The sequence below is a fragment of the Okeania sp. genome, assembly GCF_035285525.1.
Lineage (GTDB): Bacteria > Cyanobacteriota > Cyanobacteriia > Cyanobacteriales > Microcoleaceae > Trichodesmium.
In genome coordinates this window covers 74,528-90,409 of the sequence record NZ_JAYKGW010000210.1, presented here as the reverse complement: position 1 = coordinate 90,409, position 15,882 = coordinate 74,528, and the positions used below count along the sequence as shown (strand labels likewise).

The 15,882-nt window shown below is 37.0% G+C and carries 9 protein-coding genes and 1 pseudogene; 6 read left to right on the top strand and 4 right to left on the bottom strand.

From position 1 onward, the window contains the following. Positions 1-230 precede the first annotated feature (230 nt). The 4 genes from VKJ25_RS20020 to VKJ25_RS20005 all read left to right on the top strand — a co-directional run bounded on the left by VKJ25_RS20020 (position 231) and on the right by VKJ25_RS20005 (position 2,174). Positions 231-386 (top strand): hypothetical protein, encoded by a 156-nt coding sequence (locus VKJ25_RS20020; protein WP_324238402.1) that lies wholly within the window; start codon positions 231-233, stop codon positions 384-386. Positions 387-1,377: 991 nt separating this feature from the next. Next, the gene (locus VKJ25_RS20015) at positions 1,378-1,599 is read left to right on the top strand and encodes a hypothetical protein (RefSeq protein WP_324238401.1); all 222 of its coding nucleotides are present in this window, start codon (positions 1,378-1,380) and stop codon (positions 1,597-1,599) included. Positions 1,600-1,793: 194 nt separating this feature from the next. Beyond that, on the top strand, positions 1,794-1,949 hold the full coding sequence (locus VKJ25_RS20010) for a hypothetical protein (protein ID WP_324238400.1): 156 nt from the start codon (positions 1,794-1,796) through the stop codon (positions 1,947-1,949). Between the two features lie 99 nt (positions 1,950-2,048). Beyond that, positions 2,049-2,174 carry a hypothetical protein gene (locus VKJ25_RS20005; protein WP_324238399.1) on the top strand — a complete coding sequence of 42 codons (126 nt, stop codon included), beginning with the start codon at positions 2,049-2,051 and terminating at the stop codon, positions 2,172-2,174. Between the two features lie 77 nt (positions 2,175-2,251). Here the strand turns inward: VKJ25_RS20005 and VKJ25_RS20000 are convergent, their stop codons facing one another. Then, positions 2,252-2,926, bottom strand: a complete 675-nt coding sequence (locus VKJ25_RS20000) for a diacylglycerol/polyprenol kinase family protein (RefSeq protein ID WP_324238398.1) — start codon at positions 2,924-2,926, stop codon at positions 2,252-2,254. A gap of 767 nt (positions 2,927-3,693) precedes the next feature. Here VKJ25_RS20000 and VKJ25_RS19995 point away from each other — a divergent pair. Continuing rightward, complete coding sequence (locus VKJ25_RS19995; protein WP_324238397.1) at positions 3,694-6,495, top strand: FG-GAP-like repeat-containing protein; 2,802 nt, start codon at positions 3,694-3,696, stop codon at positions 6,493-6,495. Between the two features lie 271 nt (positions 6,496-6,766). On the opposite strand, the pseudogene VKJ25_RS24735 reads toward VKJ25_RS19995, so the two are convergent. The 3 genes and pseudogenes from VKJ25_RS24735 to VKJ25_RS19985 all read right to left on the bottom strand — a co-directional run. Continuing rightward, positions 6,767-6,916, bottom strand: a pseudogene (locus VKJ25_RS24735) (hypothetical protein); the annotation flags it as partial. Positions 6,917-8,217: 1,301 nt separating this feature from the next. Next, a complete protein-coding gene (locus VKJ25_RS19990) occupies positions 8,218-10,071 on the bottom strand; it encodes a peptidoglycan D,D-transpeptidase FtsI family protein (RefSeq protein ID WP_324238396.1) in 1,854 nt (617 codons plus the stop codon). Positions 10,072-10,847: 776 nt separating this feature from the next. Beyond that, entirely contained in the window at positions 10,848-11,420 is a 573-nt protein-coding gene (locus VKJ25_RS19985) for a hypothetical protein (protein WP_324238395.1), read from the bottom strand. 1,409 nt (positions 11,421-12,829) lie between these two features. Here VKJ25_RS19985 and glgB point away from each other — a divergent pair. Further along, complete coding sequence (glgB, locus tag VKJ25_RS19980; protein WP_324238394.1) at positions 12,830-15,160, top strand: 1,4-alpha-glucan branching enzyme; 2,331 nt, start codon at positions 12,830-12,832, stop codon at positions 15,158-15,160. Positions 15,161-15,882: the final 722 nt, after the last annotated feature.

Sequence of the window (15,882 nt, the reverse complement as noted above, 5' to 3'; positions counted from 1 at the left end):
TTTTATCTAGAACGATATTAAAGTAACTTTAGCTAACATATAGCTTTCTAGTAAATTATTGTAAATAAATAACCTAAAAAGTTTACATTTTATCTCGATCCCTCTAAAAATAATTACTAAATAATACGAGCTTCAAATAAATGTTACAACTATAGGCAAGTAAGGTAAGAATAAGCTAGAGTAAAAGTGTCAATAAAAAAGTTTTATCGCTAACAAAAGAGGTAAAGTTTATGGATATTTTCAAATCAATAGAAGAAGCTATAGTTTATATTTCTGAAGCTATTGGTCGCATTTTTAGTCCTAGTGATGATATGTATCCAATGATTGGTGTGCATCCTTTTGAAGGAGACCCTTATCACGGTTCCCGTTGGGCAGATGCAGACTAGATCGAGTTCTAAACCCATATTATATTATGTCCGGTAGTATCGGTGTAAAAAGAGTTTAGGAAGGGTGGGAGTTGTGGGGAGTTTTGATAATGGTTGAAAATAAAACATTTTTTTCTACTGAATTAAGCGGATTTGATATTATTTAATTATTAGACATCTCCAAAAATAAAAAATAGAATCAATTATTATCCATAAATCATCAATTCTTTTTCCCTGTTCCCTGTTCCCAGTTAAGTGTTCCCTCTTTTCTGGAGATGTCTATTAATTACAACAGATTTTATTTAAGTCAGGTAGACTACTTGCGGACAAGATACTAAGAGTAACTTTTATTTGGCTAAACAAGTTGTAGGAGCGAATGGCTATTCGTCCCTACAACTTTTGGTGTGGATATGTGGATAATGAATAATGAATAATGAATAATGAATAATGAATAATTAATAATTACTGAATATCCTCTTCTAAAGTTGACATATTGTCAGCATTTAGAACTCAGCTATTGATTTTATTTTCAGAAAAAAGATGTATGATACAGTTGCCGATAAATCAGAAATTTTTCTGACTACAAAATTCAGTTTTCACTTTCTTTATTCGTTTAAATATCCTCCTTCAAACAGAGTTTTTTATTGCTGATAGCTGAGGTGCTAATAGCTGAATGCTTACGACATATTATTGCTAAATGCTTACTTTTTAGGTCTATGATAAGGTTAAACTCTAGAAAATTTTTCCCAAGCAAGTATTATCTGAGAAATAAACAATTTTAACTGGCTATAAACTATAAGTATAACGGGGTGATAATTTACAATTTTTCAACTTATGATTAATAATTATAACTTGAAAAATGCAACTTTTATTTTATATATGAAACAACAAACTACAGAAGAATATGATAGCCCTGGGAAAGAAGCATGATTATGTTTACTTTCCCGAATTTATGGCTTTCTTTTTTCCTCGTGCTTACTAAGAAATTGATTGGAAAAAAGGTTATGAAGCTTTGGATAAAGAGTTTAAAAAAAATTTTCAAGATGCTAGTTTGAGCAAACGTTTAGCTGATAAATTAGTTAAAGTTTTGCTCAAAAATAGCCAAGAAACAGTAATTTTGATTCATACAAAAATTCAAGGTCAATATGAAAGTGATTTTGCCGAAAGAATGTATGTTTATCATTACCGCATTTATGATAAATATCGTTTGAAAAATACCAAGGTTGTCAATTAACTCTAAAATTTCCCGTAGTTAAACTATTAGACTATGAGCAAAATTGGGAATTATTAGCAGAAAATAATAATCCATTTGCCGTGGTGATTATGTCTTACTTAAAAAGTAAGGAAACTCGAAAAAATTATCTCATTAGACTAGAAAGTAAGTTGACTCTAGTGCGGTTACTATATGAGAGAGGTTATAGTAAATAAATGGTAATTCAGTTGTTCAGATTAATCGACTTGATGATGATATTGCCAGAGGAACTCAAAAGACAATTTCAAACAGAAGTATATAATTATAAGGAGGAAAAAAAGATGCCTTTTGTTGCTTCCATTGAAGAGATTGGTATAGAAAAAGGGGAATAGATTGGTATAGAAAAAGGGGAATAGATTGGTTTAGTAGAAGGAGAAATTAAATCTACTAAATAATTAATCATAAAAGCTTTAGAAACTAGGTTTAAAAATGTGCCTACAAATATTGTCGATGCTGTTAATCAAATTGACAATATTGAGTCACTAAAACAGTTAACTAAAACAGCAGTTTTAATTGATTCTCTGGAATTTTTTTTCGCCCTTTTAAATCAGAAATAAAAAGTCTCAATTAATCCAATAATTATTGTAGGGAAGTTATTTTTAACCTCCCTACATTTAATTTCATTTCTATCAAGTTAAAAAAATTGATTTAGTAGGAAACAAAGAGCAGCACTACCTAATGGTACGGTCAAATTATCTATACCAATTTTTGATAATGTTTCTAAACCTGTAGCAGCTAATGCTACGGGAATAGCTAATACCCAAGTCTGCCAAATATTGCCTTGCACTACCAACAAAATTAAACAACAAATAATATAACTAACTAAACACATTGTTAGGGAACCTTCCCAACTTTTGTTGATTCCCCAGACTTGATAGGGATGTTTGCCAAAATTTTGACCAATGACTGCTGCTAAACCATCGCCCCATGACATAATTAATATTCCCAGGGCAGCATATTCAGGTTGTTCGATAGACCAAAACCAACCGATGAGAATACCTATACTAACTGCGTAGAAAAATGTTCCTAAACTTTTGCGCCCTACACTATTAACGCTGGGAAGAATAGGCAGTTTGTAAGAAATGAGAGCGATCGCTCCGGAAATAATTCCGGCAGTAATACCTATCCAAGCTGGAATTTTTAACCACCAAGCTAATAGTATTACATTACCTGTGCCAACATGAACCACTTTTCGCGATACTTCTGGGTTGACTTTGGCAAAACGGTTGAGTGTTTCAGCCAGGATTAAAATTATTCCTAACCATGCTCCGACTAGAGATATTTGGAGCCAAATATGAGGATTTTTCATTAATGGATAATGGATAATGGATAATAAAAATTATCAGGTGAGTCCGAGAGCTTGAAAAATATGTCGTTTTAGTCTATGGATGAAAAGCAAATGTGCGACTTTAGTCGTCTGTAAAAATATTTGATTTTCCTTGACATTTTCGTTCCTGCACTTATTAGGGCTTGCTGAAAAAGTCTCTTTTTAGGTCAAAAGGTTAAAAAAGTTAGCAGACAAGGCTCACACTTGAGGTGAAAAATTAAGAGACAATTCTTACTTCTACCTCCTGTATAACTCTGATTCCTCCTAACTATTACAGCGGTTTTCATTTTAGTAAATCACAGTAGGGACGTTGCATGCAAGGTCCCTACAATATTTTGGTTATGGTGATGTGGTTTATCTAATGATGAAAAGACTGTAGGGGCGGGTTTCAACAGATATTTTCCGGCTCACCCTCAGATTGACATAAACCCGCCCTCATAACTATTGGTTTGGGCGCGGGTTTATCTAATGATGAAAAGACTGTAGGGGCGGGTTTCAACAGATATTTTCCGGCTCGCCCTCAGATTGACATAAACCCGCCCCTACCATAAATCTATTGGGGGCGGGTTTGTTTAATTTATAGATGAGAGTCATTAACTTAACTGAGAAACCCGCCCCTACCGTTTAGAAATTAATGGCTTTTAACCCCTATAAAAAATTTTCACAAAACCCCTTGACATTACATTTTGGTTAGTGTAAAGTTTGCATCAAAACCTAATAAAGCCATATTCTAAGTTCACCAGAAAACGATGACTAATGATACGGAATCCCTGAATATCACGTCCGCCCTCGGACTAGAGCCAACGAATACAGTCGCACCAATAATTTTTCAGGGGGAAGTAGGAGTGGAACCATTGGAAGCAGTGGGAATAATTGAAGAGGCGTTGATTGAAGTTCAAAATAATTTGGCTGATTTTGCTGATTCTGCAATTTTTGAGACGGATATGTTTTCTGTTTTTGGGGAGTCTGCTAATGTTGATTTGGGGGAAACAATTATTGATGCTTTGGCAAATGGCGAGGATTTGCCCCAGATAATTGTTGTGTCAGCAGAACAGATGAATGGTGCTGTGGGTGGTTTTGATTCTCAGAATGGTCAGATTTATTTGGCGGATAGTTTGATTAATTATGATTCTGTTGTTGAGAGTGAAACCAATTCTGTGATTGCGAGTGAAACTCTACCTGTTATTGGTACTGAAAGTTCTCCTGTGGTTTGGAGTGAAACTCTTCCTGTGGTTGCGAGTGAAACCCAGCAAACTGAATCTCTTCTGGTGGATGTAATTACGGAAGAAATAGGACATTATATTGACTTCGAGATCAATGATTCGGATGTTTCGGGAGATGAGGGCGAATATTTCACAGCGTTGGTGAATGAGTACAGTTTGAGCGATGCAGAAATTGAGCGGTTGGGCAGTGAGAATGATGAGGTATGGATTTTTGATGGTGCGGTTTTAGTAGAGGCAAGTTCGGAACTTACTTTTGAGACTAAGACTTTCCCTACAGGTGATGAACCTCTAGGTATGGCAGCAGCAGATTTTGATAAAGACGGGAAGCAGGATATTGTAGTAGCAAACAATTGGGAGTCAGCAAATAGCGTATCAGTATTTTTTGGTGATGGTAAAGGAGGAGCGTTAACTGCACCTACATTTACAGTAGGAGGTAAACCTGTTTACGTTGGAGTTGGTGATTTTAACCAAGATAGCAACCCAGATATCGCGACAACAAACTTAGAGAATGACACTGTGGCAGTGTTGTTGGGGGATGGTAGGGGTGCATTTAGTACTCCTACAGAATTTGGTGTAGGCGATCGCCCATTTGGTTTAGTGCTAGCAGATGTGAACCGAGACCGCAAGTTGGACATAATCACAGCAAATACGGTGAGTGATGATGTCTCAATACTTTTGGGAAATGGGGATGGCAGTTTTGCTCAAAGCCTTACTTATCAGGTGGGAGCTGATACTCCTGGTTTTCCAGCAGTAGGAAATTTTAACGGCGATCCTTTTCTTGATATTGTGGTAACTAATTATTTATCAGACAATGTTTCAGTGCTATTGGGAAATGGAGATGGTAGCTTTGGTTTTCCTACTAACTTTGGAGCAGGAGGAGATGAACCAAATGGTATTGAGGCTAAAGACTTGAATGGAGATAGGAAACTCGATATTGTGGTGGCTACAGAAAACTCAGACAATATTTCTGTAATATTCGGTACTGGAGATGGGCGTTTTGGTTTTCCCAATAACTTCTCAGTAGGAGATAATCCAGAAGATGTCGCCATTGGAGATTTGAATAACGACGGTAAGCAAGATATTGTTGCAGTTAACAAAGATTCAGATAATATTTCTGTATTGCCAGGACAAGGAAAAGGAAATTTTGGTGCTGCAATTAATTTTCAGGTGGGAGATGCACCTATAGATGTTGTACTAGAGGATTTTAATAACGATGGCAAACTAGACATTGCTGTAACGAACATAGATGAGGATACCATCTCCATTTTAACCAACACCAGCGAAATAGCAACAACCGAACCCAACATAACCATTTCCGACACCACCATCACCGAAGGCAACCGAGGCAAGAAAAACGCCAAGTTCACCGTTAACCTTGATAACGCCAGCAGCGAAACAGTCAAAGTAAACTATACAACTGCCAACGGTACTGCCAAAGCAGGAAAAGACTATAAGAAAACCAACGGTATTCTCACCTTTAAACCAGGACAAACCAAAAAAACAATTAACATTCCTATCCTAGGCGACACCCTAGACGAAAACAACGAGAAATTTAACATCAACCTCAGCAAACCCAAAAACGCCAAACTCTCAGACAAACGAGGTATTGCCACCATCCGTGATAACGATGACACCCAACCCGAACTTTCTATTAGCGACGCTCAAATCACCGAAAACGACAAAGGCAGAAAACAACTAAAATTCGACATTACCCTCAACACCAAAGTTAACAAAAAAGTTCAAGTAAACTATGGCACCGCTGACGGAACCGCCAAAGAAGGTTCTGACTACATAGAAACATCAGGCAAACTCACCTTCAAACCCAACCAAAAGAAAAAGACAATAACCGTTCCCATCAAAGGCGACACCCTCAACGAAAACGATGAGAAATTTACAGTTACTCTCAGCAAACCCAAAAATGCCAAACTGGGAGACAAACGAGGTATTGGTACCATCAAAGATAACGATGCAGGTAGCGACAAACCAGGAGATAGTTTCGAGACAGCAGTTAACCTAGGGAAAATTACCGGAGAAGAAATTGTAAGTGACAAAATTGGTTTTAGCGAAGCAGGCGATCGCGACACCGACGACTTCTACAGTTTCCGCACAGACAGAGAAGGAACTCTGGTATTAGTTTTAGACGACTTGTTAAAAAATGCCAACATTGACTTGTATGATAGTGAGGAAGTATTGATATTTCAATCCAAAAATGATGGAGCTGACCCCGAAAGCATAGTCACGCGGTTAGACAAAGGAACTTATTTTGTGCGGGTGTATCCTCAAGGTAGCGCTCGTACCTCCTACCGTTTGAGCGTTGATTTGTTGTAGTGCATTACATTTCATTGATGTATCTCACTCCAGTAGGGTGAGTTTTCCGCGCTTGAGCGGACATGGAAAGCGTAGCAGTCCCTATACGATAACGCTGCGCAACATGAAAAGCGCAGCGTAACGCACCGAAATATTACACCTCTAGAGATAGGTGGTGCGTTACATTTTATTTTCATGTCACGCAGTGAAACGGACTAAACGCAAAGGAACCCGGTTTCTCAGAGAAACGGGGTTTCTGGGTTGGAATCTTTCCCTCTGCCTAATTCTATTCCTAATTTATAAATAAATCATAGAATAAAGACACTGAAATAATAACTGTTTTTGGTAATTCTGTCATTTCACTAAAATCTTTATCTCCTGTAATCAAAAAAACCGCCTCACTTACCATTGCCAAAGCGATAAATTTAGCATCTTTAGGGTCTCTTTTAAAGTTGCAAGATTAACTTCAATTAATTTGGTACTATCTCTAATTAAATTTAACCATTCTGTTTTTTTAGTATCACTAAGCTTCAGGTTTTCTCCATGTCAAACTTCATTATATTCTGCTAAAATTTCCTATGATAAAATCAACTCATAATCATAATTACTAATAATAAAATTAATTATTGTTTCCTGTTTACCATCAGCTAAAGCAGCAGAAATTAAGATATTGGTGTCAATAATAATCTTCATTTTCCTCTGCGATAAGCTTCAACTTCAGCAGCAATTTCTTCATCATTTAAAGGATTATCTGCTTGTAATGCTTGGGTTTCTTCACAGAATCGCTTAAATTCTGCTGATAACCTTGCTCTTTCCGGAGCGATAGGTTTATTCTTATTTTGTTCTCATTCCTTTCCATACTTTTTAATCTTTTCCTTTAATAACTTTTTAGTATTTTCAGTACCTTGAAAATAAGAGGGTAATTCAATATCATCCTCCTCTTCTTCTAATAATTGAAATTCTTTAGCGATCGCTTATTGACCTGTATGATATTTGCCAGTATTTAATAGTTTTTCTAACAACTTTTCTTGTGGGGTAGTTAAAGTAATTTATTTCATAGTTCAGTATTCTTTTAATTGTTTAAAATCTACTTGATTTATAACATAAATTGTACAGCAGATTTCGGAGAAATTGAAAATTTTGTAGTGGGAGCATCTTACCCGCGATAGAAACAATCCAGTAGGGTGCGTCAAGCTTGAAAATGCAAGTGAACAAACCTAACCCCCCCAACCCCCTTCCCTTGCCGGGAAGGGGGAGTATTTCTCCCCTTTCCTCGCAGGAGAGGGGTTGGGGGAGAGGTCTTAGGTAGCATAAAGCACTAAATATTACATCGCCAGGGATGGGTAGTCCGTTCATGAAATGTAACGCACCCTACTGGACTGATATAATGTCCGGTTGAATAATTAGACTTTAGTGGAAAGAAGGCAGAAGGCAGCTATGCTGAGGGCAGAAGCTTTTATGCTATTTTCACCTTAATTCTAGACACGCTCCGATGCTACCGGACATGATATGACACACCTAAAATGGTGCATTACTTTTTGATTGTTTCTAGACAAGGAAGACATAGAGAGAAAATCGCTCTGCACAGTTTTAGATGAAACAATTCACTACTAAACTATACTGCTACTATTGTTGGGTTTCGTGCCTCAACCCAACCTACACCTGATATTCAATCAAGCACGGTTTTAACCAGAGGTAATTATCAATTATCCATTATCAATTATTAATTATCAATTAATTATCCTACTCCCTAACTGATGAAGGAGGAATCTGTTCAATATCAATCAAAGACTTAATCACTGATTTTACAACCGGAGCAGCTACTCTGCCACCATCACCCCTCACAGGTTCATCAATAACCGCCAAAACCACATAACGAGGAGACTCCAAAGGCAAAATCCCCACAAAACTTGTAATTTTAGCATTCTCAGAATAACCACCAGTTTCCGCAGCTTTTTGCGCCGTACCAGTTTTGCCACCAATGCGATATCCACTAAGTTTTGCTCTTTTACCTGTACCCTTCTCCACCACCTTTTCCATCATTGCCAAAACTTTTGTCGTGGTATCAGCAGAAAAAACCTGCTTCGGTTTTGGCAAAGGTAATTGCCAATATGGTTGTTCCTTGCTATCAAACAACCCACGCACAACATGGGGAGTCACCAATTTTCCCCCATTTGCTAAAGCAGCATTAAGTTGTGCTAGTTTCAGAGGTGTCAGAGAAAACCCCTGACCAAAAGCAGTAGTCGCTGCTTCTACCGGTACCATTAAAAACTGGTTTCTCTCCTTCAAAACGCTCGCAGTTTCAAAAGGTAAATCAGTGTCAGTAATATCCTCTAATCCTAAACGTTTGAGACCATCATAAAAAACTTCTCGTGGCATTTGTTGAATAATTTTCACCATACCGATATTACTAGAATGTTGAATAATCTCAGTTACAGTCCGCGTACCACCCCCACCACCAGAATTAAAAATAGACCAAGTACCGATTCTCATTCTACCTGTATCATAAAATATACTATCTGCTTCAATCGCTCCTACCTCCAAAGCGAGGGCAACATTAATTGGTTTAAAAGTAGAACCTGGTTCATAAACATCTGTTACAGCCCAATTTTTGAACAATTTCACATCATAGTTATAGTATTGATTGGGATCGTAAGATGGTTCTGATGCCATAGACAATATGGAACCATCAGCAGCATCCATTACTATAACAGTGCCTCGTTTAGCCTCATATTCTTCTAATTGTTTTTTGAGTATTTTTCGTACAGCTCGTTGTAACCGAGAATCTATAGTTAAATGTAGGGAAAGGTCATCTAATTGTAAAAAACCTGTTGCTAATTTATCCGGTACTAAAACACCTTTAATTAAACGCCGAAATTCGATTGTATCTGTGGAGCGTTCTAAAAGATTTTGTTGACTATATTCAATACCAGCTTGACCTTTGTTTTCTCCATCTACATATCCAACTACTTCAGATACTAATTCTTTCTGAGGATAGAGACGTTGTGGGTGTTGAATTAATTCTAAACCATCTATATATAAATTAGTAATTTTATTGGCAGTTTCTTGAGGTATTAAGTCGGCAATTTTTATGCCTGTTTCTCTTTGATTGAATGTTTGCAATAAGTCACTGGAATTTAGAGTATTTTCCAAGTTTGTTCCTTCTAGAATAGTTGATAATTTATCAGCAACTTCTTGTTTTGATTTGTTAAACATTACGGGGTGAACATAGAGGGTATATGCTATTTTATCAATTGCTAAAATATTGCCATTTCTATCAACTATTGGCCGTCTAGGAATGAAAGGATTTGATTTGGTAGTCTGTTGACTTTCAGCTATTTTTTGTAATTTTTGGGCTTGCAAAACTTGTAACCTAAATAGGTTAATAATTAATCCTATTAAACTTAACATGAGAATTATCCAGACTTTATAAAGTCTAGATTCTCGACATTTTTTCCGGTGTTCCTGAGAAATTTTTGAGAATGATTTTTGACTATTGTTTTTAATAGAATCTGTTGGGTTTTGATTTTTCAAAGAAGAACTAAAATTTCTTCTTTTTTTTCTGTTTAAAGACCTACGACGAAGTTGGGAATCCATTTTAGTTATCAGTTATTAGTTATCAGTTATCAGGTAAGCATTTAGCTATTAGCTATCAGCTTTCTATAATTTCCAGAAATATAGCGCTGCGCCCAGGGAACAGGGAACAGGTATGGAGGGAACAGAAAGAATCAATCGCCGATAATATAAGGCTTTTATCTATTGGACAACTCCGGCAATTTGTAAATATTAAGTGCGCACATTGCTATATACATCGTTTGACAATCTAAGTATGGTTAGGACTTACGCAAAGAAACCCGGTTTCTAGGCTCGTACCGGGTTTCTGGGTTCAGTTCAAATCACGAGATTTTCTTGATAAACCCAGTTTCTGCGTAAGTCCTGATGGTTAAAAAGTAGAAGTTAAAAGAATGGCAAGTATTCTTTTTTATTGCCCTTGAGCTGACTGCGAGCGCATTCCGCAAGAAATGCTTACGTTATCAGCTATAGCAATCCTGAATAGGTTGTAAGATTTTATCTAACGGGGTTTGGTATCTAATTTATCGGGAACCTTACCCAAGCGCAAAGGGATTCAGTATTAGTCGGAACGGTGTTAATTATTTTCATTAGGACTAAAGCCATGCCAACCTAGAAACCCGGTTTCTCCTAGACATTTGCTGTAGAAACCGGGTTTCTTTGCCTAAGTCCTATTCATATTTACTTCACCCCATCACCCCATCACCCCATCACCCCATCACCCCATCACCCCATCACCCCATCACCCCATCACCCCATCACCCCATTACCCCATTACCCCACAATCCCCACACTCCTCAAACTCAATACCCCACAGGTGTCTTAAAAATATACTTATGACTTGAACCAGACTCCAAATAAGGTTGAGGGGGGTTAGGAGCAGGTCGTGGAGGTGCTGACTCTAAGAATATTCTCTTGGCAGAATCTCCTGAAGGTAAATCACTCTCTAAGGTTGATGCTTGTTCAGCTATTTGATTTTTTAATAGTTCATTCGCCACATTTAGCTGCTGTTCTTTTTCCCTAAGTTCTTGTAATTCTTGATATTCTGTCGTCCATTTAGACTGGCCATAAATTGTTAAGCCATAAAAGGCCACACTCGTACCTGTTAATAGCACCGTGACAATGGATGAAGTAAATTGTGTCATCATCAGATACTTTAACCAGAGAGGTTTAGACTGAGGTAAAGATATGACTTGAGTTGGATTTTGCGCTTGAGTTGTTTGTAAGTCTTTATTCTTTTGAGAAGCATATTTATCATCAGATAAATTTTTTTTTCTTTGTGTTTGTGAACGAACTGATTTTTTTAATATAACAGAAATATTAGGTTTTGTGGACTTACTGTTTGGGGTTGGAAATGTATTTTTAACTGCGACCATTATAGTTTACCTATACTAATATCTATATTATTACAAAATACAATATAGTAATCCTAAATAAGTTGTAAGATTTTATAGTAGGGGTTTGTTATTCCAACCCCTACAGTTTTTTCTCACAAATCATTTTTTATAGCTATAGTATTTCTGAATTGATTATATGTTGTAAATTCTGACTAAGATGCAAATTTTAATTTTTGATATTTATCTACCTCGAAAACATTGAATATTTGAGCATAATTTTTATTTCTATTTTTATGGAAAAATTTCAGATTCAAAACTTTTAAAAACTATACTAACTTATTTTAATAATAACCCCTATATCAAAAAAATAATAGTTTTTATCTAAGCATTCAGCCATCAGCGATCAGCTATCAAAAGAGTGCTTTTACCACTCACTAAAAGCAATATTTAATTGAGAAATGAAAAGCATGACTAGAAAATCAACTTTAAAATTTACATTCACTTAAACACCGTTCTTAAGCAGAAAATCTTATTGCTGAATGCGAGCGCATTCCGTAGGAAGAGCTGACAGCTAATAGCTCAATAGACATCTCCAAAAATAAAAATTCAAATCAATTCTCCCATACGAAATTATCAATTATTCTTCCCTATTCTCTGTTCCCAGTTAAGCGTTCCCTCTTTTCTGGAAATATCTAATGCTTACAAAAATACTTCTACTTGATTTTAATTATCATTTGACAATACCAATCCTAGATAGCTTGCCAAATTTTATTTACAGTTTTGTGAAAAAAACTGTATTGCTTAAGTTAACAGGACTTACGCAAAGGCAATAGATATGGAGTATTCGTCCCTGACGAAGTAGGGTAACGCACCCTACCAATAGCGTTCATGGCTTTAGTCCTAGTTAAAATACTCCTCCATTTACATTTAACTGAAATTATCTTAATCAGGGCTTACGGGACGACCCTATATATAGCGCTTAAAGCCCTGGTGAAATTGTTTTTAACTCTACATATAGTACCTTTGCGTAAGTTCTGTTAATGATTAAATAACCTAAACTGAAAAATACAAACTTCTTCTCAAGAATGATGTGCTTATCTGACGAAAAGCATTATGGGAAAAAGCTTACAGCACTACAGTTCCTCAAGAGAAAGTTTCTAACCTTTAGATCGCTGAAAGCCTTGGAGCAATAGCTATTCCTAGAACTTTACACTGTCTGGAACCTAAAGATAATGTTAATCTAATGAAACGAAAAACTTCTGAAAAAACTATTAATTGTTTCAGAAGCACTTTTGATGGTAAAAAAGAAAAGTTGAATTTTTGTTTTACCTCTTAACTATCAACTCTGTAGATCCAATATCTGGAAAAATTATCTAGTCGAACATCATCGACTATCATAGCCTTCCCATTTTATGGGATTATTAACTAACTCTTAACAAACATCAAAAATGACAATTTCTGCCGATCAAGTTAACCAAATAGTTTGGAACCATCATCACGACCCCTTTGAAGTTCTGGGTGCCCATCAAATAGAACAAGATGGTAAAACCATGACAGTAATCCGAGCTTACCAACCCAATGCCGAAGCTGTATCAGTTATCTCCCCGATAGACCGCCAAGAACATTCAATGCAGTCAGTCCATCACCCTCATTTCTTTGAATGTGTCATTGATACTCCGGAACTGGCCAACTATCAACTTAAAATTAAAGAAGGAGAACACGAACGAGTCATCTATGACCCCTACGCTTTTCGCTCTCCCAAACTCACAGACTTTGACCTACAATTATTTGGGGAAGGAAACCATCACCGCATCTATGAAAAATTAGGGGCACATATCGCTGAAATTGATGGAGTAAAAGGAGTTTATTTTGCTCTTTGGGCACCTAATGCTCGTAATGTCTCAATTTTAGGCGATTTTAACCATTGGGACGGTCGTAAACACCAAATGCGTAAAGGACACTCAGGAGTTTGGGAATTATTTATTCCTGATATTGGCCCTGGAGAACATTACAAATATGAGGTCAAAAACTGGGAAGGACACATCTACGAAAAAAGTGACCCTTATGGATACCAACAGGAAGTAAGGCCCAAAACAGCTTCCATTGTAGTTGACCTAGACTCCTATACTTGGAACGACCAAGAATGGATGGAAAAACGTCGTCATACCGACCCTCTTACTCAACCTATTTCTGTCTATGAATGCCACCTTGGTTCTTGGATTCATGCTTGTCCTGACGAACCAGCTAAACTACCTAGTGGAGAAACTGAACGTGTAGTTCAAGTCTCGGAACTTAAACAAGATGCTCGTTTTCTTACCTACCGAGAATTAGCAGACCGTCTAGTTTCCTATGTTAAAGATTTGGGTTATACCCACATTGAAATGTTGCCCATAGCAGAACATCCTTTTGATGGTTCCTGGGGTTATCAAGTTACAGGATTTTTTGCCCCTACCTCTCGCTACGGTAATGCTCAAGATTTCATGTATTTTGTCGATAAATGCCATGAAAATGGTATAGGGGTAATTGTAGACTGGGTACCCGGACATTTTCCTAAAGATGGACATGGTTTAGCTTTCTTTGATGGTACTCACCTCTATGAACATCCAGACGTCCGTAAAGGCGAACACAAACAGTGGGGTACTTTAGTATTTGACTATGGTCGTAATGAAGTTCGTAACTTCTTAGTTTCCAATGCTCTTTTCTGGTTTGACAAATATCACATTGATGGTGTTAGGGTAGATGCAGTTGCTTCGATGGTTTACCTTAACTATATGAGAGAAGATGGTGAATGGATGGCTAATCAGTACGGAGGAGTAGAATACATTGAAGCCGCTGATTTCATCCGTCAATTCAATCATTTACTCTTTAGTTACTATCCAGGAGTTCTTTCTATTGCTGAAGAATCGACTGCTTGGCCAATGGTTACTTGGCCGACCTATGTTGGTGGTTTAGGTTTCAACCTCAAGTGGAACATGGGTTGGATGCACGATATGCTCGACTATTTTGAAATGGATCCTTGGTTCCGTCAGTTCCACCAGAATAATGTTACTTTCAGTATTTGGTATCACCACAGTGAGAACTATATGTTGGCTCTCTCTCACGATGAGGTGGTACATTGTAAGAGCAATATGTTGGGTAAAATGCCTGGAGATGATTGGCAGAAGTTTGCTAATGTTCGGGCGTTATTTGCTTATATGTTTACTCACCCTGGTAAGAAAACAATGTTTATGGGAATGGAGTTTCCTCAATGGGGTGAATGGGATGTTTGGGGTGATTTAGAATGGCATTTACTTCAACATGATGCTCACCAAGGAATGAAGCGATTTTTCCGGGATTTGAATAACTTGTATCGTTCTCATCCTGCTTTGTATGAACAAGATTGCACCGAAGAAGGATTCCAATGGATAGATTGTAGTGATAACAATCATAGTGTGGTGTCATTTATTCGTCGCGCTAAAGATGGGGACGATTTTGTGGTAACGGTTTGTAATTTTACTCCTCAACCTCATAGTCATTATCGCATTGGTGTACCTGAACCAGGATTCTATGCTGAAATATTTAATAGCGATGCTGGTAAATATGGTGGTAGCAATATGGGTAATTATGGTGGTAAGTGGACTGATGATTGGTACTTCCATAATTATCACAACTCCTTAGATTTATGTTTGCCTCCTTTGGGTATTTTGGTGTTGAAGTTAGAGAAGGAAAAAACTCTGGCAATGACAGAAGAATCTGAAGATGTGGAAGCGGTGGAAACTGAGACTGCATCTGAAGGGTAAACTAATCCCTTAATTAAAACCAAAGCAAAATTTATAGGACTTAGGCACGCCCAACGTATTTCTGTCATTGCTCGCGAGGAGCGTTTGCGAAGCAGTCCGTTAGGATAGCAATCTCAAATGACCAAAACTCCTCGATTATGCGTAAGTCCTGATTTAAAAGGTTGGTAGTTGAATTTTTTAATTAATACTGCCAACCTTTGCTTATAGAAACTATTTGGTATCTCTAAAAACTTAGATGATATATTTCAATCAGGACTTATGCAACTGCAACGTATGTTCGTCCGATACGACGGTCGGGAAGCAATCTCAAACCCCTGTTTTTGGTACCTCATGGCTTTAGTCCTATTTAGGTAGTCGAAAGACAAAAACAAAATTATTGAAGTAGGAAGCAAAATGATTAGTGATGTTAATAAATATATAGAGAAATGTCAGCAAATCGATCCTGAATTTACTGAATAATTTGAGTCGGGATATGCCAGTTTTAAAATAGGGGTGATTCAACCACAAGACTTAATTAGACCTAGCCTTAGCTTTAGCATATCAATTGCATTTAGCCTTAACATATTTATTTTTGTGCTACGGCTGTTAATACTAATAATACAGCACAAAAGCTTACAGTCCAGTAGGGCGCATTAGCGAAGCGTAACGCACCACCTTTATAGGAATACTTAACCCACCCCATGATTGCTTGATAATTATTATGTGATTTTTGAATTGATAGT

Bases quoted from the DNA above. Each gene is read 5' to 3' on its own strand.
- VKJ25_RS20020 (WP_324238402.1), top strand. From the start codon at position 231: ATGGATATTTTCAAATCAATAGAAGAAGCTATAGTTTATATTTCTGAA.
- VKJ25_RS19990 (WP_324238396.1), bottom strand. From the start codon at position 10,071: ATGGATTCCCAACTTCGTCGTAGGTCTTTAAACAGAAAAAAAAGAAGA.
- VKJ25_RS20010 (WP_324238400.1), top strand. From the start codon at position 1,794: ATGGTAATTCAGTTGTTCAGATTAATCGACTTGATGATGATATTGCCA.
- VKJ25_RS19985 (WP_324238395.1), bottom strand. From the start codon at position 11,420: ATGGTCGCAGTTAAAAATACATTTCCAACCCCAAACAGTAAGTCCACA.
- VKJ25_RS19995 (WP_324238397.1), top strand. From the start codon at position 3,694: ATGACTAATGATACGGAATCCCTGAATATCACGTCCGCCCTCGGACTA.
- glgB (WP_324238394.1), top strand. From the start codon at position 12,830: ATGACAATTTCTGCCGATCAAGTTAACCAAATAGTTTGGAACCATCAT.
- VKJ25_RS20000 (WP_324238398.1), bottom strand. From the start codon at position 2,926: ATGAAAAATCCTCATATTTGGCTCCAAATATCTCTAGTCGGAGCATGG.